Genomic DNA, 24,648 nt, shown 5'->3' with positions numbered 1-24,648 from the left:
CCTACTCGGCGAGAAGACCTCGCCCATACTTCGTATGCTCTCATTAAGTTTTCCCTTTTTCTTAATATCAATAACGGCGAAAGCCTTGTAGTGCGTTAAGCGAAGCCATGCCGCAGGCTTTGCATCTTGCTCGCTACTAATGCTCCAACCCTTACATAAACGTAGCTTGTTTCTCGCGAAGCGAGTTCTCCACCGTTCACATTAATTGTCCCCACCTACTTACCCAATTTAAAGGCGTGACAGCTTGTTTCCAGCATAAAACAAGCTAAGATTTTCATACGGGCGTTCTTTCAACTCACGCTGTCGAACCGTCAACCGTCTTCCCCAACTCTCCTCCCCTCCGACTTATGCCTCAACCCCAATGGCACGTTCAACCCTCTCCAGATGTTCCCCAATGGTTCCTCGATGCGGTTAAATCCTACGCCCCCGCATCAGAAGGATATTACGCCGCCCAATTATTATGGCAACGCGGAATTCGGGAGTTAAATCAATTAGCTGGATTTATTAATCCCGATTTATATCAACCCGCGAGTCCCTTTGAATTTGGTCAGGAAATGAAACGGGCAGTACAGCGATTGCAACAAGCACGGCATAAGGGGGAAAAAGTAGCAATTTGGGGAGACTTTGACGCCGATGGAATTACCGCAACCAGCGTTTTATGGGACGGATTGGGGCAGTTTTTACCGCAGAATCAACAACTCACCTATTATATTCCCAATCGTCTCACGGAATCTCACGGATTGAATTGTCCGGGAATTGACCAACTCGCAGAATCGGGAACTCAACTGATTGTCACCTGCGATACAGGCAGCACTAATCTCAGCGAAATTGACTATGCTGATCAGTTAGGCATAGACATTATTATTACCGATCATCATACCTTACCAGAGGAGCGACCGAACGTCGTTTCGATTATTAACCCCCGCTATTTTGCCGAAACCCATCCCCTGTTTCATCTTTCTGGTGTAGCGGTAGCGTATAAATTAGTTGAGGCACTGTATCAAACATTACCCGATATTCCCCAACAACCTTTAGAAGATTTATTAGATTTAGTAGCAATTGGTTTAATTGCTGATTTAGTCCAACTGAGTGGTGATTGTCGCTATTTAGCCCAACGGGGAATTCAAACGCTACAGCAACAATTGAAAACCCGCACCCGTCCCGGTGTAGCTAAACTTTTAGAACTCTGTCAGCGCAGTGGCGATCGCCCCACGGATATTTCCTTTGGCTTAGGTCCAAGAATTAATGCCGTGAGTCGGATTCAGGGGGATGCATCTTTTTGTGTGGAATTATTAACCCGTCGCGATGAAACCTATACTCAAACCTTAGCCTTAGAAACAGAATTAGCTAATAGCCGCCGCAAATCATTACAGAAAGATATTACGGAACAGGTTAAACGGAAACTGGCACAACTTGACCTTTCAACAACCTGTGTTATTGTTCTAGATGATCCCCAATGGTCAGCAGGCGTTTTAGGCTTAGTCGCGGGTCAAATTGCCCAAGAATATGGACGCCCGACAGTTTTATTAAGTACAGGTGAAGAGTGGGGCGGCGAAGGGTCAACACTTAACACTTCGCCGATCGCCAGAGGGTCTGCCCGTTCAGTGAATGGAATTGATTTGTATGAATTAGTCCAATCCCAAGAACACCTATTACACCGATTCGGCGGACATCCCTTTGCTGCTGGGTTAAGTTTACCTGTAGAAAATATTCCCTTATTTAGCGAAGGGATTAATCAAAAGTTACGTCAACAAATCGCCGCCCAAGACGCCTTATTAGCCCCAGTTGTTACTGCTGATATTGTCGTCACGGTTGCGGCTTTAGGCAAACCATTATTCCAGGAACTTAAACTCTTAGAACCTTGTGGCATGGGTAATCCGGTTCCCAAACTGCTAATTGAAAACTGCTGGTTTGAATCAGTTTGGAATCGCAATACTCAGGATTTGAAAGGAAAAAAAGTGCAATATATTAAAACCGAATTAGAAATCTGGGATGATTCCACAAGTGTGGGATTTCCCGGTATCTGGTGGGGACATTATCGCGATGAAGTTCCCAAAGGTCGATGTAATGCGATTGTGGAACTGGACTATAATAACTTCAAAAAACGTCCTGAAGTGCGCTTAGTCGCCGTTCAATCGGGGGATAGGATTTCCGCGTTTAATCTTCCCAGTCAACTGGATTGGATTTTAGATTGGCGCGATGGAATGCAGGAGGATAGCGAGAACCTGCTGTCGATGTCCAATCCTTTGACGCCACCCACCTTAGTGGGCGAACCAAGGGAAACGCCCACACCTGAACCCAGTGATCCATTAACCGTTCGCGACTGTCCCACCAGTTGGGATGAATTGCAACTCTGGTTTAGACGGGCGATGCAAAGCGAACGAAAATTAGCGATCGCCTATCCGCCACCGCCTCAACTCTCCTCCCGCCAGGTGTGGGAGAAATTAGTCGGACTCGCTAAATTCCTCAGTCGCACCGGGAAATCCGCTACCCTAGGGCAATTGCAAGACAAGTTAGAATTAAGCGATCGCACCTTACATCGGGGACTCACCGCCCTTTCCGGTTTAGGGTTTCAGGTGAAACACCAAGGCGGGTCAATCCAAATTAGTGGGTCAATGGGGGAGTGGGATGGAGACGCGATCGATCCAACCACCAAGGAAAGCATTCAACACTTTTTATCGGCTATCGAAGAAGAACAATTTTTGCGTCAGTATTTTTATCAGGTTCCCTTGTCCACCATTCATGGAATGTTAGCGCTATCAACAAATAATAAATAGGGTCTGCTGAATAAGTCTTGTGGTGGGGGAAGAGAGCAGAGGGAGCAGAGGGAGCAGAGGGAGCAGGGGTAGCAATGGTACATTTTCCCTGATAGTGGTGCAAGGATATGAAAAGGTTTGACCGGACATAATATGAACCCGTTTAAACGGGTTTTAGCTTTTAGCCGGAACTTTAGTTCCCGGCTTAGTGCGAGATTAAGCGTTTATCATCAATGGTTCAACATTTACAGCAAAGACAGCGCAACTACAAACCTAACCGGACATAATATGAACCCGTTTAAACGGGTTTTAGCTTTTAGCCGGAACTTTAGTTCCCGGCTTAGTGCGAAATTAAGCGTTTATCATCAATGGTTCAACATTTATAGCAAAGACAGCGCAACTACAAACTTAACCCGACATAATATGAACCCGTTTAAACGGGTTTTAGCTTTTAGCCGGAACTTTAGTTCCCGGCTTGATGCCAGATTAAGCGTTTATCATCAATAGTTCAACATTTATAGCTTTCAAATTTGACGAAAACGCAGCATCTGCAAAAGTTCCTCAGTATCCATTTCCAACCCTTCAGCAATATACTCTAATTCAGTATCAGTTGGTCTTGCCCCATCTTTAATTTCCTGGAGTCGGGCATCTGAGATAGGTGGATTCTCTTTATACTCTTCAGTCCATTCCAACCCTGCCACTAAGTCACTCAGTAGTGGCTTACCTAAAGCATCAACACGTTGTTGAATTCGCGCAGTTGTCGCCTTTTGCAGCGTTCGCAGTTCATCCATCCTTAAATGATCCAGGCTATCCAGGATTTTTTGCAGCGTTAGTTGTGTTTTATTGGAGTCAGTCATGGGATTTATAATCACCCCTTAACAAATAAAGGGTACAGGAGTGCAGGTTTGTCGGCTTTACCCTTACGCCAAAATCTTACCATTTTTTAGGGGATGTGTTGACAAAGAACAAATGACAAAAGACAAATAACAACATTAAAGCGTCTTCAAATACTCAATCAACGCCAACTTATCCTCAGCCGCCAACTCGGTGCCATAAACATGACCTTGATTACTATTTGCCGTCACCCTTGTATCATATTTAAATCCCTCTTTCTCCGCCGCTACGCCTTCAGCAACAAAGCCCACTTTTTCCGGATTATACACATCATATCCTCTGTAAAACACCATCGTCCGCTGCTCCGGTATCTCCAACAAATCCGTTAAATAGGGGACAGAACCATTATGCAAATAGGGCGCTCTTAACCACAACCCATCCAAGGCTACCGCCACATATCCATTAGTTTTGCGAAGCTGATCAAAATCCCAATCATACCCCTCGGCAAACTCATTATACGCATCAGCCGCTGCTTGCGTCCACATATCTAAACGATAACGGTCTGTACCAATCTCATCAATGGGAATAACGGTTCCGGTGCGTTCGCCACCAAATGCATGACAAGAGGCGCAGTTACTCTCAAAAATTTGACTCCCTTTTGCGGCTAAACCTTGGTCAATCGTGTACGGATATTTCGGCGGCGGTAATTGACGAATATAATCCTCCACCCGCTTTAATCCCTGAATATTAATTGACTCCTTCGTCGCCCCATCACCAATCGCCCCAGTGTTCACAGTTTCTGTGAGTGATGTTTCTAACCCATCCCAATGTAAGGCAAATCCTTCATGTTGATTTTGATTCCAAATCGACATCATATCCGAGTTGCCAATTGTATCATCGACAGGCAACCCCAAAACTCGAAACTTCACCGGATTAAAGGGGGCAATGCGTCCGGGTCCTTGGTCGGGTCGTTCTTCCATCCAGGCAAAGGTTTCTTTAAGTTCTAATAATTCTTTCCGGGTGCGGGGAATAATAATAAACCGATAGAGTAGCTTGTCAAACAAAGATAGGTCATAATTATAGCTAATTTCATCTAAGATATAGTCTGCATTAAATCGAGGATCAGTAGCACAGTCACCCAGAAAGCGAATATACCCTTGCAGATGAAATTTATTTGAAGGTCCACCGGGAACAATCGTTGGTTTATCTTTGGGGGTTTGGCGATAGGTGGCACTATGACAAAGCGCACAGGTTATCCCTTGGCGGGGAAAGCCGATAATTTTTTTAGAAAAGCCAACGGGTAATTCTTGTCCTTCTTCCCAGGTAATGCCGAGAGAGGTATAGCCACCGGGTTTGGGGAGTTTATCAGGAAAAACTCGAGGTAATACTAACCAAATCCAATAGGGAACACCTTCGGCATTTTCGCTGCCAATTGATCCGTATTTAAAATGATCTTCGACTGATTCGTAATAGGTATCTACTTCGCGAAAAAGGTTATACCATGCCAGATATCCGACACTGCCAATTAGCAATATTAGAATGATTGCGATCGCGGTAATGGTTCGTCCAATTTTTGATGGTGTACTTTCCATAAAATTGTTCCTTTATTTCTTGACTTGAATTAATTCGTATTCTGTTTCATCAAAAATCTGTAGGGGGAAGCATCCCAGTTAGGCAAATTGAGAGAGTAGAAGGCGACCCTATCTATAGCAAAAGCCAGAAGGCGCTAAGGCAGAGAGCAGACAATTTATTATTGGTACAGGTTTGTTTCAGCCTTAAATGTCCTAAGCTTTATGGCAACCGCTATAATTGAGTAAACTCCAATTGTTAAGGAATGCAATCGGGTCGTCCCTACCCATTCAACTTCTGCAAAAATGACCGATTTAGGAAAACTCTTGAACGGTTTCCGGCATTTCAGGTTGTTGAGTTTTCATCGCCAAAAATAACAGAGTTCCTTGGACAATCACGAAGAAGGCATCAACTAAAGCAATTGTGATAAATCCTAAATCTTGCCCAAAGAACAAAACAGCACTCAGGAAGAAGGTAGCGCCCGCGCCGCGTGTGACGACCACTGACATCCAAGCTGTTGCTTTGTAACGATAAGGATCAATTGCCCCCGGAATATACAAAATACTTAGTTCCAGTAGTAAGAGTCCAGCCGCCCTTACCCAGATAATTGGCACGGGTATTTGCATCTTTAATAGCGAAAGTAGAACCTCTGGAAAAAAGCAGAGGGGAATTATAAAAAACATATTCACCACAATGCCTAACCAGACCATGCGACTAAACCATTTTGCATAATGATTCATGATGTTTACTCCTGATTCTAAAGTGTTTTCAGATACTCAACCAACGCGGCTTTATCCTCCGACGAGAAGTTAGTACCATACAGATGACCCCTGTTACTATTGCCAGGTACAGTCGTGTCAAACTTAAAATACGGCGTCCCCTTCTCTTGGGCAACCGTTGAGACAAAACCGACATTCTCTTGATCAAACACATCATACCCGCGATAGAATACTTGAGGACGGTCGTCTGGAGCCTCTAACAAGTCTCGTAACGTCGGTACAGACCCATTGTGCAAATAAGGCGATCGCAACCAGATTCCATCTAATGGCATGTTGGCATAACCATCGGTCTTACGGAAATTCTTGAACCGTTCCGGCGTCCCGACAAACAGGGTATTTTGATTAGACAGTAACTCGTATGTATAAGAATCCAACCGATGCGGGTCAGTACCAATTTCCCCAATCGGCGTCACTTTACCAACCTTCGCCCCGCCAAAGGCATGACAACTGGCACAATTATTTTGATAAATTGGCTGACCCTTAGCTGCTAATTCCCGATTAATCGCGTATGGATAAGTCGGTGATGAAAGTTCCCACAACCAATCTTCAATCCGTTTAATCCGTTCCAAATCCGCTGTAACTGGTGTCACCCCTGCACCCAAAGCCGCACTTAAATTACGTTCATGAACCGATTTATTATCCCCATCCCAATGCAGTTGCAATCCTTCACGGGGTTTTTGATTCCAGATAGAGGGTAAATCCGCCGTGCCAATTTTTTCAGCCTCTTCCAACTCGTCCATCGGGAAGCTAAATTGAATTGATTTATAAGGATTAAACGTATCCACCCGTCCTGGACCCCAATCCGGTTGTTCATTTAAAAAAGCCAGTTGACTTGCTTGAGTAATCAACGCATCTCTTGTTTGGGGAATAACCAGATAGCGGTAAATTAATTTCTGAATCGGATTAAACGTTCCCCCTTGGGCGTCAATTTCGGCTAAGATTCGGTTAGGAGTGAATCGTTCATCCAAAGCCGTTTTGCCCAGAAACTGAATATACCCTTGTAGATTTACCGTATTTGAGGGCATCGTGGGGATAATTTGAGGTTCACTTTCAGGCGTATCCCGCAGTGAACCCACATGACAAATCGCACAATTTAAGCCAACGCGGTCAATCAAGACACGACGCTGAGAAAACCCAATGGGGCGGTCTTTTCCGGATTCGTAAAGAAAGCCCAACGATTGATAGCCTTCACCGGGTAATTTGTCAGGAAATACGGCGGGTAAAACTTTCCAAATCCAGTAAGGTACTCCATTTTCTGGTTCACTGCCAATTGAACCATATTTAAAGTGATTGTTAATATCATCATAATCGACAGGATTATTTAAGACTAGGGGAGAAACTAAACCAATAATTGTAGCGAGTATAACTCCCGCAATCACAATCAATAGTTTTTTAAAAGTCTTTCCCGTTGACTTTAATGGCGTTGATTCTTCCATGATTAAGAATTAGTGATTGGTGATTTAAGCTATTCTGCATTTAAACCTTAATGTCAGCTAAAAAGGGCTGAAGCCCTCACTACGAAGCCAATCTATTGCACCATTTTAGTTGGGTCACGCCATTAGAGGCAGTTAGTTTTCCCTATTATTCTTTGTTGTTACCCTAATGTTACTAAACCCGCCCACGCATCTCCTCTATTCCCGTCACCGAAACGGTGCAGGGTCAAACACAGTCATAATTTCTGCAATCATTTCATCGGGATTATTATAGCGACTTAACTCATAACAACCCAGGGGATTTTCTAAGGCATTAAGTAAACATTTGTTGCAGTAAGTACAAGGGCGTTCAGGCAAGTCTTTTCCTGCCTTAAACTGATGCACTAGGTCATTATTCGCCACCAAAGGACGGGCAATACTCACCGCATCACAGAAGTTCTCCTGAATAGCCCGACGAATATAGGACGCCTGTTGAAAGCCTCCAGTACATATCACTGGAACATTCACCTGCTTTTTAATCTCAGCCGCGTGATTAAGGCTAACCCCCTGATATTTTTGTAGAAGTTCCTGCATCTGTTCAGAACTCACAAACCTCTGGAACGACTCGTTCAAAGCTTGCGCTTTTACCTCTAATCCCTGAATCGGTTGGTCTTGGGTCTGTTTCTGAACTCGATTCCATAAGAATAAGAAAATCGGATACAACAGGGGAAACCGAAATAATAAATAGTTGCGAAAGGTATGAATTCCACTGGATAACATCAAATCATACCAGCGCATCGCCTCGATGCGGGGAAATTCACCAGGAGGGTTCAAGGGATGAGGAAATATACTCCCCGTAGAAACATGAATGGCATCCACTCCAGCCGCTTCCATCCACTGACAGACTTGAATCGAATCTTCTAGGGTATTCCCTGGCTTTTCCCACGGAATCACGGCATTATTATACTCCACCGCACTAATCTTAGCTTGGAGGTGAAAGTCATCACCCACTTCCTGACGAATGGCTTTAATAATCTCCAACAAAAAGCGAGCGCGATTTTCTAATGATCCCCCATATTCATCGTTGCGGTCATTAATCCCAGAACTTAGAAATTGGGTAATTAAATAACCATTGGCACTATGCAGTTCCACGCCATCCAGTCCCGCCTCTCGCGCCCGTCTCGCCCCCGCCGCAAACGCCTGAACTGTTTCTTGAATCTCAGCCTTGGTCATGGCTTGGCATTCAAAACCATGAAACGATTCTGTGATACTGGTTGAACTGAGGGCTTTTAAATTAAGGTTTTCTACGCCACTCACATCCTGCTGACGCCCAGAATGGCTCAGTTGCATGATAAATTTACAGTCGTATTCATGCACCACCTCACCAAGTTTACGCCAGAATGGAATGCGGTCATCTCGGTCAATAGTGGCATAATTTGGCAGGATTCGTCCGCGAATTTGTACTGGCGTAAACGATGAAATAATTGCGCCGACGCCTCCCTGGGCAAACTTCTGTTCCCAATTGATTCGGACTTGGTTTCCGGAACCGTCATAGTTATCGAATCTGCCGGAAATATTCGACCGAAAGATGCGATTACTGACGGTGAGGTTTCGGAATGTTAGCGGTTGAAAAATGATATCGTTGTCATTTGTCATGTCATTTGTCATTCGTCATTTATCATTTGTCATTTGTAATAGCTTGAGGCTTGTTAACATAACTTCATAAGGTTGAGTTTATTTCCACCAACCTACTTATGTTGGCATTTCCGGACTTGATTCGTAGCTATGCCTTTTTGTCAGATGGCGACAAAAATCCAGAATATTCTAATTTTTTGATTATGGCAAATCCTGAAAAAAATGGCGAGTTATTTTAAGTTTTGTTAAAAATATCCCGATTTTGTGGCGAATGGGCTGAGGGGTGTTAGCACCATAAGATAAGTAGGTAGGGACAAGGAATTCTTACTTAGCAAGGTTTTCAGCTCTATTAGTTTTCACAAATCATTAAGACTAGCAATCCATTACTACCCCGGTTGCCCCAACGTTCTAGGATTGAACAAAAATTGGTATAAATTGGGGAGAGTTGAGATTAATTCAGGAAATTTGCTGAAAGGGCTTGTCGGAAATAAGATAGAGATTTACTATGAATAGTATTGATTTTAGTCCCGATTGCGGACAGAATTGTTAAATATTGTATCCAAATAAAAGGAATTAACACCATGACTAAATCATCTAAATCAGGTCGAGGTCAGCAAAAACCTTGGCATCAATTCCCCGTTCCCCTGGCATTAGTCAAGTTATTTAAGTTTCGGAACCGACTGCGGGAAGAAAATCTACATGATACCGCAAAATTACCGACCCAAGGTGAGGGGACACAACCAACACCTAGTCCAGATGGTGACCATCTCAAGATTCGCACAGCCGACGGGAGTTTTAATGACCTGGAACAGCCAGAAATGGGGCGGGCGGGTTCCCGTTTTGGACGCAATGTTCCCCTCCAATATACTCACCCTGACCAAAAGAATTTACTCGAACCCAATCCGCGCACAATTAGCCGCCAACTACTGACGCGGGATGAATTTGTACCCGCTAGCACCTTAAACCTACATGCCGCCTCTTGGATTCAATTTCAAACCCATGACTGGTTCGCCCATGGGGGTACATTTGACCAGAAATTTGAGATTCCTCTCGAAGCAGACGATCCCTGGCCCCAAGAATATCGACCGCTAGAAGTAGGCGCAACCTTACCCGACTCAACCCGTCCCGACGAAGATACCAAAAATCCGCCTACCTTTCTTAACCGAGTTACTCACTGGTGGGATGCGTCGCAAATTTATGGCAGTGATCAGGAAACCATTGATAAGCTGCGGACTCATGGCGATGGCAAGCTAATTATCGGTGACGATAACTTATTACCCATCAACCCTGAAAATGGTGTCGATCTCGTTGGTTTTGATGAGAACTGGTGGGTGGGATTGACTATGTTACATACTCTATTTGTCAAAGAACACAATACGATTTGCGATCATCTCAAAAACGAATATCCCGACTGGACAGATGATGATCTGTTCAACCACGCCCGACTAATTAACGCCGCCTTACTCGCCAAAATCCACACCGTTGAATGGACGCCTGCAATCTTAGGACATCCAGCTTTAGAAATTGCTATGAAGGCTAACTGGTGGGGATTATTAGGTCCACATGTCAAACGCTTGTTTGGGCGCATTGGAGAGGGGGAACTCCTGAGTGGGATTGTCGGCTCAGCGACAGATCACCACACTGCCCCCTACTATCTCACCGAAGAATTTGTCTCCGTCTATCGGATGCATCCCTTAATGCCAGATGAGTTTGAATTTTACTCTCTCGACAATGGGGAATTGCGATTTACAGAAAATCTATTTGAAGTATCAGGAAATCGCAGTCGGAATCTAGTCGATAAAGTAGGTATGCCCGATTTATTCTACTCCTTTGGCATTACTCATCCTGGGGCGATTACCTTACATAACTATCCCCGTTTCCTACAGCAATTAGTCCGGGATAACGGCGAAGTCTTTGATTTAGCGGCTGTGGATATATTACGCGATCGCGAACGCGGCGTTCCCCGTTATAATCAATTCCGTGAACTCATTGGTCGTGAACGAGTCAAAACCTTTGAGGACATCACCGAGAACCCGCAATGGGCAAAGGAACTCCGGGACGTTTACAACAACGACATCAACAGCGTTGATTTAATGGTGGGTATGTTTGCCGAAAACCCGCCCGCCGGGTTTGGCTTCAGTGACACAGCTTTCCGTATCTTTATCCTAATGGCATCCCGCCGACTTAAGAGCGATCGCTTCTTCACCAAAGACTACACCGCCGAAGTCTACACTCAATGGGGTTTAGATTGGATTGACAACAACAGTATGTTAAGTGTCTTGCGCCGCCATTACCCCACCGTCAGCCCCGCTTTATTTGGTGTACAAAATGCCTTTGCTCCCTGGCGTAAAGTCGGTGTTTCGGGGTATTAATTGTTGAGATTGGGCAACAGGTAATAGTAACTAGCGAAGCGTTGCGGCGGAGGTGTGAGGGGTTACAACGCCCCTTATAGATCCCCCTCCCGTCTCCCTTCAAAAGGGGGAAACCATCGGATGCTTCGCTTTTTGTTCCATGGGGAGTATGGGTGGCTAGGACATCGGTCAAGAAACCGGGTTTCTCGTGAGGATGACCAATATCGACCTTTCACCCAAAGAAACCCGGTTTCTAGGAATACCAGAAAAAACTAATGAATTTAACCCATAAATTTGAGAGATGAAGGATGAAGTGTTAACCAAAAATCAAAATAAACCGACATACTTTTTTACCCAGTCACCTCCATGAAAAATCTACAAAAATTTTGGCATAATGCCCACAAGCTAGAACCGCTACCAAGCGACTATGAATCCTGGACGGCTGCAAAAAAGCAGGACTTGATTTGGCAGCAAAGAATTTTAGCATCCCGCTACGATACCCTACCGCCACTGAAAAAAATTGACGTGATCGGTTTATTTTTTACCTTTTTAAGCATCAAAATGGATCGCTTATCCGATGAAGCACCCCGCAAATGGAACAAAGCCATTCACGCCCACGCCAGTGTTGCTAAGGTTAAGTTGATCCCCACCCCGACTACTCAATTTACTGGTTTATTTAAAGGTGCTGACTACGGTCTTCTACGATTATCCCTCACCGGTGATCCCAGCGATCGCGGATTTGCTCCAGGGTTAGCCCTCAAGCTTTTGGTGGACGGTCAACCCTCGGAAAATGTCTCAGCATTGGTTTCCCTCACGGGTCAAGGCAATAACTATAATTTCTTTGCCAATGAATTGTCTAATATCGTTCCCGCAGAAAATGATTTAGGTCCTAAATTGATCAATTCAATCTTCCGCCGCGTCAGCAAATTTCCCCGAAAACTCTATTTGCAAGGCTTTGCCCGAATCGACCAAACGGGTCATCTAGAACCTGATCCCTTTTATCCCTATCGCCTTTTTCTCGTTCCCAATCCCACTATTCAATTTCCTGAAAATCAACCCCATGATTTCAGAGATGATCTTGCCACGATTCCGGCTGGAACCCGTTTATTTTCCCTCTATGCTGTTGTGCCCCAAAACGTAGGAGACGAAAATGCTGACCAGAAAGCTGACATCATAGACGAGCCAAGTTATCGCCAAAACGCCCAACTTATCGGACATCTGGAAACCACCTCGGAATTTGTGGCATCCTACTACGGTGATAGCCAGCTATTTTTTAGACATCAGCGCTTTGCCAATCAATAATCCAGCTTCAACCACCATTGATACTCACAATCAAAACCTGACTTTTGCCAAGCGTCTAAATCAACCTCAGTTAGGGGCGTAACCTCGGAACAGTGCGGCTGAATTCCCTGACTCAATAGCGCCCAAACTAGGCTGCGCGTCACATCCAATCCCGTTTTCCACCAGGATTCCTGATTCCCCGGAATTCCCTGTTCTTGCACCGTATCCACATCAACCCAAATCCCATTTGCTCCCAAAAGAATTTGCGCCATCCACCCCGCTCGTGGTAAATGGGTGGGAGAGGTAATTAACTGAACATGACGTACCCCCCACTGCCGTAAAATTGGAATCCCGAAGTAGAAATTACCAAACGTGGAATCCGCACATTTTTCTAACCAAACCTGACCCATGGGCGCGTTATACTTTTGGAATATGAGCAAAATACAGGGTTCATCAGAGCCTTGAGAAATCAAAATCGGAGTTTGGGGATGTTGCTTCACTAACTGAGCCACATAAACCTCCCGGCGAATACTTCCCCCTAAAACAAAGAATGTATCTACAGGTGAAGCGGCTCCTGCCGACAATCTGAAGATATTTGCAAGTAACCCTATACTAAGAATAACGACTAGGCTCAATAGCCCTAAGCCTAACCAGCGTAGTCGTTGCTTAGACAGTAGCCAACGCGCAACCCGTAGCCAATGGCGTGTTATCAATCGTCTCACTGAGGCTTACCACTTGATTCACTCTGACTGTCCGAGGCGAAGCCATTGTCTTCATCACCAGGACAATAGGTCAACTGGCACAAAATTTCTGGAAATTAGCCAGATAAGTTGAGTATAGTAGCAATAGACGGATTTGATGCCGCCAGAACCATGCTATCCCTACTCAGGGAATGCTAATTATTGCAGCTAACGACTGGGTACGCTTTGACTGTCCGCTTTAAACCAACCCATAGTCTGTTCGACGTATTTCCCATGAATCAATATTCTAAAACCTTCCCTTGGCTGAAAAGCATCCTCGTAACGGGTGCGATCGCAACAACAGCCACATTATCATGGTTAGCCCCAATTGGCAGTAATCGCTCCGTCTTTGCGGCGCTTGAGGATAGTCCCAAGACGGTTGTTGATGAAGTTTGGCAACTTGTTAATCAGGAATACGTTGATCCCTCGTTCAATCAAGTGGATTGGCAAGCGACCCGTCAGCAGCTACTCAACCGCAATTATACGTCTTCCGAACAAGCCTACAAAGCCATTCGCGACGCCCTAGAACCCATCGGTGATCCCTATACTCGCTTTTTAGAACCCGAACAATTCAAAGCGTTAACGGATCAAACAGCAGGTGAACTGTCTGGCGTCGGGATTCGCATGGGTGTGGATGAGAAAACCCAGAAGCTGGTTATTATTGAGCCGATTGAAAATTCACCGGCATTCAAAGCCGAACTTAAATCTGGAGACAAAATTATCGCCATTGATGGCAAATCCACTCAAGGGATGAGTGCGGAAGAAGCCTCGGCGTTAATTCGCGGCGAAGTTGGCTCATCCGTCACTCTAAAAATATCTCGTCAAGGGCAAAATCACTTTGATGTTACTTTAACCCGCGCTCAGATTGAGCTACCGTCTGTACACTATACCCTCAAGCAGGAAGGTCAGATGCGGGTGGGTTATATCAGCATTGATGAATTTAGTTCCCACGCACCAGAACAAATGCAACGGGCAATTCGCAATCTGAATAGCCAAGATGTGAATGGTTATGTTTTAGATTTGCGTGGTAATCCTGGTGGATTATTGTACGCCAGTATTGAAATTGCCCGGATGTGGCTCGATGAGGGTGAGATTGTCCACACTATTGATCGCAAAGGTGGAGAACAAAAGTTTTCTGCCAACCAAAGCGCACTAACTCAGCTTCCCCTAGTTGTTTTAGTTGATGGCTATTCAGCTAGCGCCAGTGAAATTCTAGCGGGTGCGCTGAAGGATAATAAACGGGCGAGGGTTGTCGGTTCAACGACGTTTGGTAAAGCTGTCGTGCAGTCTGTCCATTCTTTATCTGATGGTTCAGGTTTAGCGGTGACGATTTCCCGCTACTATCCTCCCAGTGGGATTGATATTAATCACAAAGGAATTAGCCCTGATGTGAAAATTGATTTAACTAGCGCTCAACAGCGGCGTTTGGTTACACAACCGATGTTACGTGCCACAATCGAAGATCCCCAATACAAGCAAGCGCTTACGGTTCTCGAAAATACGGTGCTGGCAGAACGGGGTTTGAATCAACCTACTGAACCGATTAGTGTTCGGTAAACGTATAAGCTGTTGTTTATGACACAGGGCGGGTTTTGTTGAGAGGTTATCGGTAGATAACAAAATTAAACGGCTAAACCCGCCCCTACAATTGACAGACGTTCCGCCGACCTAAGCACCAAATTTTCTCTCGACTGAGCGCTCACGTCGAAGTCCGAGGTGTTGCCTATTCCACACCGAGCGTGTTACCGAGCGAAGCCGAGGTAAGTCGAGGTGTTCCCTATTGCCTCCCCTCACCACAAGACTTATTCAGCAGACCCTAATTATAATCATAATCAAATGGGTCTAACCAAAGAGATTAGACCCAAGTGATCGTTCTATTAGGACTTTTCAAGCCGTTGATTTTTCAGGTTTTAATCTGAGCTTACTAATGTTTACAAATTTCACAGGTTCACCGCTTATTGACCCGCATAAATGTGTCTTTCTGGACTTGAGTTGGGTTTCGGTTTTCACCGAATCTAACCCCTTAAGGCTACGCTAGGTTGGTTACTTCTGTGGCAGAGCCAAAGATTGGGGATGATCGTCATCACCTCTGACTCTTCCTTGGTTTTTCTCCAGTTATTGTCTCTGGAGGACGATCTCCATATTCAAAGTAACATGGTTCTCTCTGGCTGCCAAACAGTATTTACCAAAGTTTAGGAGTTGTTACAAATAGCAATTTTCTTGGGTAGAAAAGCGAAAACGTAGTGGCTGAATATTAGTCAACGAAGAACGAACTAGCGTTGCGGTTCCATATCCCCGTACTTAATTAAAAGCGCGATCGCAATACTCACGGCAAAAATTAACACCATACTCAGCGCTGAACCAAATCCCCAGTTTTGGGTTGCGCCCAGAAACTGGTTGTAAATGAGACGGGATACCGTCATGCTGGAAGCCCCCCCTAACAACTCCGGATCAACGAAATCCCCCAAAGCGGTAATAAACACCAGAATCGAACCCGCCGCAATACCGGAAAAGGTTTGGGGTATAGTTACCTTCCAGAACGTTTGCACCGGATTAGCACCCAAATCCGCCGCCGCTTCCAATAAACGCCGATCTAATTTCTCTAAGGACGCATAGAGAATCAATACCATGTACGGTAAATAACTATACGCCATACCAATTAATACCGCCGAACTGGTATTTAAGAGTTCCAACGCGGGTAAGCCAATCGAGGTTAAGATGCTATTGAGTACCCCGGTGGGTCGCAGAATCGTAATCCAGGCATAAGAGCGCAACAGGGAGGAGGTAAAATTGGGTAGGATAAACCCTAACAGGAGTAAATTCTGCCAGCGCTTCGGTGCCATCTGAGCAATCCAGTAAGCTACCGGAAACCCCAACACCAGACAAATCGCCATCGTACCTACTGCAAAAAACACGGATCGCCCCATCACCTGCAGATTGATTGGTTCAAAGACGCGCAGATAGTTATCCAGTCCCGACGGGTTCACAATATCCCCCGGTTTAATATCAGGAACCAAGCTCAACTCAAAGATGATCAGAGTGGGTAAAACCAACAATAAAAACAGCCACAGTCCAGCCGGTCCTAATAACGCCAAGGGTTCTAACCACTGGCGTCGAGAACGGGTGGGTTCTTCGATAAATGAGGATTCAGCCTTATGATCTGTGGCTGCGGGATTGGGTAAGGAGGTGGGGGAAACTTTTTTGTCGGTAGACACGGTATAAGTATTAATTATGAATTATTGACATAGCCAGCATTTAAGAGCTGGTCAATTTCGTCCAATAGCGGTCATAGACGGCTTCAACTTCTCCTAATGGTTCCAAATTTTCGCACCGTTCCAGGGCTTCTTCTGGAGGAAATAGACTGGTATCATTTTTCAGGTCAGGCGGTAAAAGATTATAAGCAGCTTTATTGGGCGTCGCAAAACTTAGGCGTTCCACGATGCGTGCGGCGACATCTGGCTGCAACATAAAATTAATCCAAGCATAAGCGCCCTCGACATTGGGAGCGGTTTTGGGAATGGCTAGGGTATCAATCCAGAGAGAGGAGCCACTTTCTGGAAGCACATAGCGTAAATCTTCATTTTCTGGCATGATTTCCGTGGCATCGGACGAATAACACATGGCAATCTTTAAATCTCCACTGAGAATCTGGGGACGCCAAGCATCAGATGTAAAAGACGCGATCGCAGGTTTTAAGTCCATCAGGGCTTGATATGCCGCTTGAATATGTTCCACGTTGGTGGAATTGTAAGAATATCCCAACTTTTTCAACGCCGCACCCATAACTTCTCGCACATCATTGACCAACGTCATCCGTTTTGCCAACTGCTGCTGATACACCCACAGATAATCCCAATCCTCTGGCGGGGGTTGGACTTGCTGGGTATTGTAAACCAAGCCGGTAGTTCCCCAACTGACAGGAACAGAGTGGCGATTCCCCGGATCATAGTCGGCTTGCTGAAAACGGGGAAACAACCGATACATACCCTCGATGCGGGGTTGGTCGAGTTCTAGCAACATCCCCATATTGATCATCTTTTGCACCATGTACTCCGAAGGATAAATGATGCTATAAGCGCCCCCACCACCCGCTTGCAATCGAGCCAGCATTGCTTCATTAGAATCATAGACATCCGCGATCGCTCTGATCCCGGTTTCTTCCTCAAAGCGGTCTAACAAATCTTGGTCAGTATAGCCAGCCCAAGTGTAAATGTATAACAGATTAGCATCATCTTGACTCCCCGCCGCCGGACGCACATTCGCCAGTCTCCAGCCACACCCTGACAGCGCTAGCCAGGGTAAGGTTGAAGCCGCCGCTTGTAAAAACTGACGGCGGTTTGGTCGTTTTCGGGATCTTGGCTGATTAGTCATTGGTCATTGGTCATTGGTCATTGGTCATTGGTCATTGGTCATTGGTCATTGGTCATTGCTTTAACGCTATTAGCAACCAGTCATTAATAGTCATTGGTCAACAACCAAGGACAACTAAGAATTCCCTATTCCCTGTGACACACCGAGCGTGTTACCGAGCGAAGCCGAGGTAAGTCGAGGTGTTCCCTGTTCCCTAACGAAGGACAAAGGACAAAGGACAAAGGACAAAGGACGAACAACAACTTTAGCAATAGCGGACAGATTGTTCTAGGGGTAAAGGTTCCCCAGTTTCGGCATCGGTGTTGTGACAGGCAAACATGACCTTGGGGGGAAGTTTTTCAAATTCCAGATCATTCCCCGTCCCTTGCAGAACATAGCCGCGTAATTCTTTAATGGGTAACTGGGTAAATTCGTCAATATCCGGCGTAAACGAACGCAGGATCAACGAACCATGAGGTTGACACCCCCCCAAAAGTTTGGCGACAAAGAATTCCTTGATATCCAAATCTGTTCCATACGTTACCTTATGTCCCTGACGATTAAGGTCAATGGCAAACGACTCTCCATCACTATTGAGGAACGTCGCGATCGCACTCGAGTTACAGTGCGACTCCAATTCGGCTAAAAACAACCTGACTCCTGATGATGCCATAGTAATTACTCCTCTAACGCGATACAATCGGTCGTTGCCCAACGGGCGTACACTGAGGTATGGGGTTCGGGTAGCTTGTTCATAGCATTATTCGGCAGCATAACCGTCAGGCGATCGCCGGTTAGGAGTTCCACGACCAAGTGAACGTGAGTTCCCAGATACATAACATGTTTGAGACGACCTTCAAAGCAATTCACGGTTGAGTTGGGTGGTGAAAGACTCAAGCGAATTTTCTCCGGACGCACGCTAACCACCATTTCCTTAGAGTTACTCGCCCATTCTTTGGCGTCAGGGGATTGCACAACCATTTCCAAACCGCTGGACGTGATAATTTGTAGCGTAGAAGAATCAGCAGCGTGCAGGCGACCCTTAAACAGATTCGTATCACCGATAAAATTAGCCACAAAGGGGGTACGGGGACGTTCGTAGATTTCAGTGGGGTTGCCCACTTGTTCAATCTTCCCCGCCTCCATCACGGCAATCCGATCAGACAGGCTCAAGGCTTCTTCTTGGTCGTGGGTCACCATAATAAACGTTAACCCCAAATCCTGATGCAAGTTGGAGAGTTCCACCTGCATTTCTTTGCGAAGCTTAAAATCTAACGCCCCCAAGGGTTCATCCAACAATAGAACAGTAGGACGATTCACCAAGGCTCGTGCTAATGCTACCCGTTGTTGTTGTCCTCCAGACAGTTGAGCGGGAAATCGATTGCTATAAGTTTCCATTTGCACCTGTTTGAGGGATTGTTTGACTCGCTCCTCAACGTCTGTCCCCTTGAGCTTTTTCAGTCGCAACCCGAAGGCGACATTTTCCGCAACCGTCAGGTGATTGAATAAAGCATAACTTTGAAATACTGTATTGACAGGTCGGCGGTGAGGAGGTATGTGATTCATGGGTTGCCCTTGAATCAAAACCTCACCTGCAGACGGAGACTCAAATCCTGCCACTAAGCGCAGGGTAGTCGTTTTACCGCAACCCGATGGACCGAGAATACTAAAAAATTCTCCCCGTCGGATCTTCAAGTCAATTCCCCGAACCGCTGTCTCGCCATTGAAAACCTTGAAAACCTTGCGGAGTTCAACATCAAGCTCAGCCGTAGCATCCGGAGCGCGTTGGTCTTTAACGGAAGGTTGAAACATAATAATTCATTCACTAGCGCAAAGTCGCCCTGATTTAACCAATGAAACCCGATCCAATGTGAATTCGTTAATCCTTTTTTTTATACTTGGGTCTATTTTATCTGTCTACTAACCTGGCGGGGTGGCTTCAAAGAATTGACCCGCTAAAAATGCATTCGAGGAAAGGATGCGCTATTATTTCACCTTGATGCGACTGGGTTAACGACCTAGTTTGGCACAGATAAGCCACTTCTGTGAAAAAAGCGTCACAATCAACACTAGACTGAGTACAAACTACTAAAGAGAGTTGAGAAGCCGTTTACTATGACCGTGATTCAGCCCTATTCCGGAGGTCGCCAAACGACACCCCGTACCGTTGGACGCAATTACCAATCGGTCATTGTCATGCTGATTGTCAGTTTGTTCCTAGTCGGAGCAATGGGTTCTCGTTTGGCGTACTTACAGTTGGTTCAGGGAGAACGTAACCGACAACTGGCTGAAAATAACCGGATTCGGCTGGTGCCGAAGCAACCAGTGCGGGGCAATATTTTCGACCGCAAGGGCAAAGTGCTTGCCAGCTCTCGCTTGTCTCATTCAGTGTTCTTATGGCCCGTGGCGCTGAAAAAAGATGAATGGCCCCAAACGCGCCAACGTCTATCCCAACTGTTAGATCTTCCCGAAGATGAGATTCAAAAACGAGTCGAACGGGCTGGCTTTGATTCACCCTCGCTGATCCGAATTGAACGGGGGCTTTCACCTGCCCAAATCACCGCTTTACAGGAGTATAGCCATCAACTGGATGGCATCGAGGTGGATATCGAAGCGGTAAGGGACTATCCCAATGGGGATGTAGGTGCTCACGTTTTGGGATATACTGGAGAACTGAATGATCAAGAACTAGGACAACGTCGCGCTGAAGGGTATCGCATGGGCGATGTTGCTGGGAAGATGGGGGTTGAAGAAGCCTTTGAACCAACCCTGCGAGGAGAATGGGGCGGTCAGCAAGTGGAGGTCGATGGTGCAGGTCGAGTTCTGAGGATTCTGGGTGAGAAAGAGGCAAAATCAGGTAAAGACCTGCAAATTACCCTTGATTTAAAGACCCAGAAGGCAGCCGAAGCCGCATTGGGCAATCAAAAGGGTGCGATTGTCGCCCTTGATCCCAGAAATGGAGCGGTTTTAGCCATGGTTAGCCGCCCTACATTCGATCCCAACATTTTCTCAAGCCGGATTACTCCAGATATGTGGAAGCAATTGCAAGGGAAAGGAAATCCCTTTGTCAATCGGGCGATGCGCGGATTTCCCCCGGCGAGTACGTTTAAGGTGGTGACCCAAACAGCGGGTATGGAGTCAGGGAAATTTGGACCAGGTACCGTGTTGCCCACCTTTGCCGCCCTGAATGTTGGGGGTACATCCTTTGGCGAATGGAACCGTGCCGGTTTTGGCCCGTTGGGATACCAGCAAGCTATGGCGTGGAGTAGTAATACGTTTCATGGTCAAATTGGCAAAGGGGTAGGTGGACCGACTCTGATTAAATGGGCAAGGAACTATGGATTTGGTCAACCCACGGGAATTGAGTTGTCTGAAGAAGCTGCCGGTTTGATTGCGGATGATACCTGGAAGCGAGAGCGCTTCAACTGGGAATGGACAGTGGGAGATACCGTGAATATGTCCATTGGTCAGGGATTTACTCAGGCAACACCCCTGCAAGTGGCAGTCATGTTTGCTGTTCCGGCTAATGGTGGCTATCGAGTTAAACCGCATTTACATAAGGACAATGAGGCGTTAAGCAATTGGCGGGTGTCAATGGAAATGAAGCCTTCAACGATAGAGACACTACGTAAGGGATTACGAGCGGTGGTTGATGGTGGTACGGGACAAGTGTTAAATGTGCCTCATCTACCGCCGGTAGCTGGAAAGAGTGGCACAGCCGAAGCGCCACCTGGAAAGCCTCACGCCTGGTTTGGTGCCTTTGCGCCATTCGATAAACCCGAGATTGTCGTGGTCGCTTTTGCTGAACATTCCGGTGGTGGTGGCGGTTCCGTAGCTGCACCGATGGTTAAGCAGGTGTTGGAAGCTTACTTTGATGCCAAGTCCCCGGACGAGGCAAAGGAAAAGTAGGTAGGGCTGGGGAAGCTGGGGAAGCTGGGGGAGTTGTGAGTTAACTCACAACTCTACCTTATCCTGTTCCCTGTTCCCTGACGAATGATAAAGGTGTACTAAGACAAATATCGTATTCAGATTACGTTAATTGGCTGATGCTAGCTCCGGGAAAGTTATTGTATCCTTAAAGTAGAATTCCGCTACTCCTGTATGATGTCGATGTCAAAAACATTGAGTGTGCATCCTAAATATATCCAAGCTGTCGAACAAGCTTGGAGATATAAGAGTAACGGACAAGAGCAAGAGCTAGCTGAACAGCTAGGTCGATCGCTACCTATTGTAATTAATAATCTTTTTCTCAAAGGTCAGCCAGTTAATCGGCTGAACTTTCTGCAAATTTGTCAGCTATTAGGACTGGATTGGCGAGAAGTGGCTGGCTTGGAGGGACAAGAATCATCGCTCACCTCTGTATCTTCTGTAGCCTTTAATTCGGGTGAGAATCAAATTAACTCCTATTTTTCCGTCGAAAAAGATACGGTAGATAAAGCGTTACAGGATTTGGTACGCACTCTTTGTGAAATGTTAGGTCGTATCACTCGTAAAGCTGGAGACTTGCTGAGTGCTGATCGCGCCAGCATCTTTTTGATCGATCAGCACAAGAAGGAAGTTGGTTCTTTAATCGCTGAGGATGGAAAAGGGGGGTCTTTAATCATTGATATCCCCATGAACAAGGGAATTGTTGGTTTAGCTGCCCACTCGTCCAACATGATCAATATTCCCTTTGATGTCTACGACGACCCCCGTTCAGAACAAGCGAAGAAAACGGATCAAAAAACAGGGTATCGCACTTATACCATCCTGGCGTGGCCCCTGTTGAATCGCCAAAAAGAGGTTGTTGCTGTTGCCCAATTTATCAACAAGATCAAACCTCATTCAAACCCTCACGAAGACTTATCGCAGCGAATTGACAAAAAGGGCTTTACTTCAGAAGATGAATTCGTTTTTGCGAAATTTTCCCCATCAATTATGGGTATTTTAGGCAAATGTCAGCTCTGCCATCAACTGGCGCACAAACTTCAAGCGAAGCAACAAATTACCAGAGGTGGTGTTGTCTTGAGAGAAGAGGAGTTGATTGCTGAACTCAGGCAGCGAGCGCAACAGCTACGGCAGGGCTTCGCTAAGCTAGTATAGCAGAAGTTCCCTGACCAATCAATTTAACTCGGTGGTGGAAAGAAAAGAACGGGATGCCAACTACGCCGCATTAATTCCCCAGCAAAGCTACGGATAGGCAATTCAATAATACTGCCGATTGTTTCAGAGGAAACCGCGATCGCGCTGATGTCAAACACGCGCAGCTCGAGTTCTTCACAGGTATAAGTCGAAACCAGTTGGGGACGCAGGATCAACAGGGGAGTGGTATAGTTCCTCGCTAATTCGGCTGTAGTGCTACCAAACAGCTTTTCTTGTAAAAAATTGCGGCTTTCCATCCCCGTCAGAATCACATCGGCTTCGTAACGTTTGGCTACTTTGGGAATATTATCCAAAGGACGCCCTGAGAGAACTTCGATGTGAACCTCTACGCCCTCCGGTATAGTTTTCAATCCAGCTTGCAGGCGATCGCGAGCGCGGGTAATTCTTTCCTCATCTATCCGGGGAATTTCCCCTTCTTCCCACAACGGTACGCTATGAAGAAAGATAATCGTTTGGATACCATTAGCCGCTAAACTGGGTACAAACTCGACCAACCGATACAAACCGTCGGCAAAATTGGTGCAAATTAAGCAACGCTGAAACATAAGATAGGAAGAATATTTTTTGATCACAAAACCCAGCGTCAAAGCAGGTTTGGCGTTGGGCTGCTTACGGATTCAAGCTTACCGCTTAGGGGATGTCTATGATTAAGTTTTGCTTTTTCTCTAAGAAAATACCAGGACAATCGACGATTTTATTGTTGAACGACCCTTTATTCCTAGATGAGGACAAGAATATTCTTGCTTAATTGTAATAAATCATTGTTGAGCTAATCACTTCAGCCAGTTCGCTACACTCTCTTGTCACTCGTGTGGCGTTGTGTGTTTCAGAGAATGAAGTATTCGAGCCAATCAATCCAACGCTTGATGACGCATTACTTACAACTTATTCCATTCCGACCGAAGCCTTACTAGAGTTGACGCCCCAGCATCCCCAGCCCCTTTCCACCGTAGGAACCGAGCAAGAGACGGAGGTCGCCCACTACATAGGGACCACTGCTCGTACTTTTAACTGGGTTCTAGACCCCATTCATGTTTGAGAAACTCCTTGTACATATTTTCACGCATGATCATTTGCTCGTAGAGCTTAACCAGAAAGTCTTGAGCTTGCTCACGGCTCATTTTCTGCACCTGGGTTTCAAACGAGCGGATATTAAATTGTTGTTCTAGGGAAAGTTGCATGGGTTGGGACATGGTTATCTCCTTGAATGCTAGAAAAAATGGACGTTCAGATGACACAAGCCTGCATTTGGCAAGGGGCCAGGTTCTGTGAACGGGTCAACCGTTCCCAAGCTATATTAAAAACTGTAACAATTATTTGACAAATTGCCTATACCTCCAAATGAAGACTTCTATTGAATCCAAAGGTGGAGAACCGTTACAGTTACATAAAACGGACTCAAAGCTACCCACAAGTGGACAACTTTGCCGCTTACTGCCTTTACTTCCTGCTTCATCCTGACAGTGACGGCACTTGAACAGTCCACAGGATCTCCCCCACCTAACTGGCGGCGTACAGTTTCCGCTCTTGAATTGAGGCAGTTGTATCAGCTTGTTCCTAGAGCAAACTGCTCAATGTGAACAGTTGCTTGAGTATATTTACTGAACATCAGCAAACTGTGACATTAGTGCCTTACTAGAGTTAAACAGCTCTATCGATCATCCTTGTTTCCTGGGGTGTATCTCATTTAACATAAAACCACTGTAGACGTTCATAAATCATTGTGAGTTTGTACTCATCAGTGTCTGTGTTTTTCTTCATAAAAGCTTTATATAAATGGGGAAATTGATGAAGAGTTG

The 24,648-nt window shown here is 45.7% G+C and carries 18 protein-coding genes; 6 read left to right on the top strand and 12 right to left on the bottom strand.

Translation table 11 applies throughout. The features are described 5' to 3' along the window. Positions 1–347: 347 nt before the first annotated feature. Positions 348–2,777, top strand: coding sequence for a single-stranded-DNA-specific exonuclease RecJ (recJ, locus tag RH949_RS11290; protein ID WP_446353129.1), 2,430 nt, complete (start codon positions 348–350; stop codon positions 2,775–2,777). A gap of 503 nt (positions 2,778–3,280) precedes the next feature. Here the strand turns inward: recJ and RH949_RS11285 are convergent. The 5 genes from RH949_RS11285 to RH949_RS11265 all read right to left on the bottom strand — a co-directional run bounded on the left by RH949_RS11285 (position 3,281) and on the right by RH949_RS11265 (position 9,006). Next, positions 3,281–3,613, bottom strand: coding sequence for a hypothetical protein (locus tag RH949_RS11285; protein WP_006101138.1), 333 nt, complete (start codon positions 3,611–3,613; stop codon positions 3,281–3,283). Positions 3,614–3,748: 135 nt separating this feature from the next. After that, the gene (locus RH949_RS11280; protein ID WP_446353127.1) at positions 3,749–5,182 is read right to left on the bottom strand and encodes a c-type cytochrome; all 1,434 of its coding nucleotides are present in this window, start codon (positions 5,180–5,182) and stop codon (positions 3,749–3,751) included. 291 nt (positions 5,183–5,473) lie between these two features. Beyond that, positions 5,474–5,899 (bottom strand): hypothetical protein, encoded by a 426-nt coding sequence (locus RH949_RS11275; RefSeq protein WP_446353125.1) that lies wholly within the window; start codon positions 5,897–5,899, stop codon positions 5,474–5,476. Positions 5,900–5,916: 17 nt separating this feature from the next. Next, positions 5,917–7,374, bottom strand: a complete 1,458-nt coding sequence (locus tag RH949_RS11270; RefSeq protein WP_446353123.1) for a c-type cytochrome — start codon at positions 7,372–7,374, stop codon at positions 5,917–5,919. Between the two features lie 204 nt (positions 7,375–7,578). Beyond that, positions 7,579–9,006, bottom strand: coding sequence for an NADH:flavin oxidoreductase (locus RH949_RS11265; RefSeq protein WP_446353121.1), 1,428 nt, complete (start codon positions 9,004–9,006; stop codon positions 7,579–7,581). A gap of 560 nt (positions 9,007–9,566) precedes the next feature. Between RH949_RS11265 and RH949_RS11260 the strand changes: the two genes are divergently transcribed. Together RH949_RS11260 and RH949_RS11255 are read left to right on the top strand one after the other, a co-directional pair. Beyond that, positions 9,567–11,357 (top strand): peroxidase family protein, encoded by a 1,791-nt coding sequence (locus RH949_RS11260; protein ID WP_446353119.1) that lies wholly within the window; start codon positions 9,567–9,569, stop codon positions 11,355–11,357. A gap of 345 nt (positions 11,358–11,702) precedes the next feature. After that, on the top strand, positions 11,703–12,638 hold the full coding sequence (locus tag RH949_RS11255; RefSeq protein WP_044207225.1) for a hypothetical protein: 936 nt from the start codon (positions 11,703–11,705) through the stop codon (positions 12,636–12,638). Here RH949_RS11255 and RH949_RS11250 read toward each other — a convergent pair. Beyond that, positions 12,632–13,339 (bottom strand): YdcF family protein, encoded by a 708-nt coding sequence (locus tag RH949_RS11250; RefSeq protein ID WP_044207228.1) that lies wholly within the window; start codon positions 13,337–13,339, stop codon positions 12,632–12,634. The two genes, RH949_RS11255 and RH949_RS11250, sit on opposite strands and share 7 nt — an antisense overlap. Positions 13,340–13,591: 252 nt before the next feature. On the opposite strand from RH949_RS11250, the gene ctpB reads away from it, so the two are divergent. Further along, the gene (gene ctpB, locus RH949_RS11245) at positions 13,592–14,914 is read left to right on the top strand and encodes a carboxyl-terminal processing protease CtpB (RefSeq protein WP_006101123.1); all 1,323 of its coding nucleotides are present in this window, start codon (positions 13,592–13,594) and stop codon (positions 14,912–14,914) included. Between the two features lie 716 nt (positions 14,915–15,630). Here ctpB and RH949_RS11240 read toward each other — a convergent pair. The 4 genes from RH949_RS11240 to RH949_RS11225 all read right to left on the bottom strand — a co-directional run bounded on the left by RH949_RS11240 (position 15,631) and on the right by RH949_RS11225 (position 19,519). Continuing rightward, positions 15,631–16,494 (bottom strand): ABC transporter permease, encoded by an 864-nt coding sequence (locus RH949_RS11240; RefSeq protein WP_044207328.1) that lies wholly within the window; start codon positions 16,492–16,494, stop codon positions 15,631–15,633. Between the two features lie 118 nt (positions 16,495–16,612). Beyond that, positions 16,613–17,728, bottom strand: coding sequence for an ABC transporter substrate-binding protein (locus tag RH949_RS11235; protein WP_006101075.1), 1,116 nt, complete (start codon positions 17,726–17,728; stop codon positions 16,613–16,615). A gap of 244 nt (positions 17,729–17,972) precedes the next feature. Continuing rightward, entirely contained in the window at positions 17,973–18,380 is a 408-nt protein-coding gene (locus RH949_RS11230; protein WP_044207232.1) for a hypothetical protein, read from the bottom strand. A gap of 5 nt (positions 18,381–18,385) precedes the next feature. Next, the gene (locus tag RH949_RS11225; protein WP_446353115.1) at positions 18,386–19,519 is read right to left on the bottom strand and encodes an ABC transporter ATP-binding protein; all 1,134 of its coding nucleotides are present in this window, start codon (positions 19,517–19,519) and stop codon (positions 18,386–18,388) included. Between the two features lie 303 nt (positions 19,520–19,822). Here RH949_RS11225 and mrdA point away from each other — a divergent pair, with 303 nt between their 5' ends. Both mrdA and RH949_RS11215 read left to right on the top strand, forming a co-directional pair. Next, complete coding sequence (gene mrdA / locus RH949_RS11220) at positions 19,823–21,616, top strand: penicillin-binding protein 2 (RefSeq protein WP_006101282.1); 1,794 nt, start codon at positions 19,823–19,825, stop codon at positions 21,614–21,616. Between the two features lie 201 nt (positions 21,617–21,817). Continuing rightward, complete coding sequence (locus RH949_RS11215; protein WP_446353112.1) at positions 21,818–22,789, top strand: GAF domain-containing protein; 972 nt, start codon at positions 21,818–21,820, stop codon at positions 22,787–22,789. A gap of 23 nt (positions 22,790–22,812) precedes the next feature. On the opposite strand, the gene RH949_RS11210 is transcribed toward RH949_RS11215, so the two are convergent. Continuing rightward, on the bottom strand, positions 22,813–23,394 hold the full coding sequence (locus RH949_RS11210; RefSeq protein ID WP_446353110.1) for a universal stress protein: 582 nt from the start codon (positions 23,392–23,394) through the stop codon (positions 22,813–22,815). A gap of 462 nt (positions 23,395–23,856) precedes the next feature. After that, positions 23,857–24,042, bottom strand: a complete 186-nt coding sequence (locus RH949_RS11205) for an NblA/ycf18 family protein (protein ID WP_006101159.1) — start codon at positions 24,040–24,042, stop codon at positions 23,857–23,859. Positions 24,043–24,648: the final 606 nt, after the last annotated feature.

Origin of the sequence: Coleofasciculus sp. A1-SPW-01, assembly GCF_040217205.1 — a bacterium.
Classification (GTDB): domain Bacteria; phylum Cyanobacteriota; class Cyanobacteriia; order Cyanobacteriales; family Coleofasciculaceae; genus Coleofasciculus; species Coleofasciculus chthonoplastes_A.
This window is presented reverse-complemented; position numbering and strand designations above follow the sequence as displayed.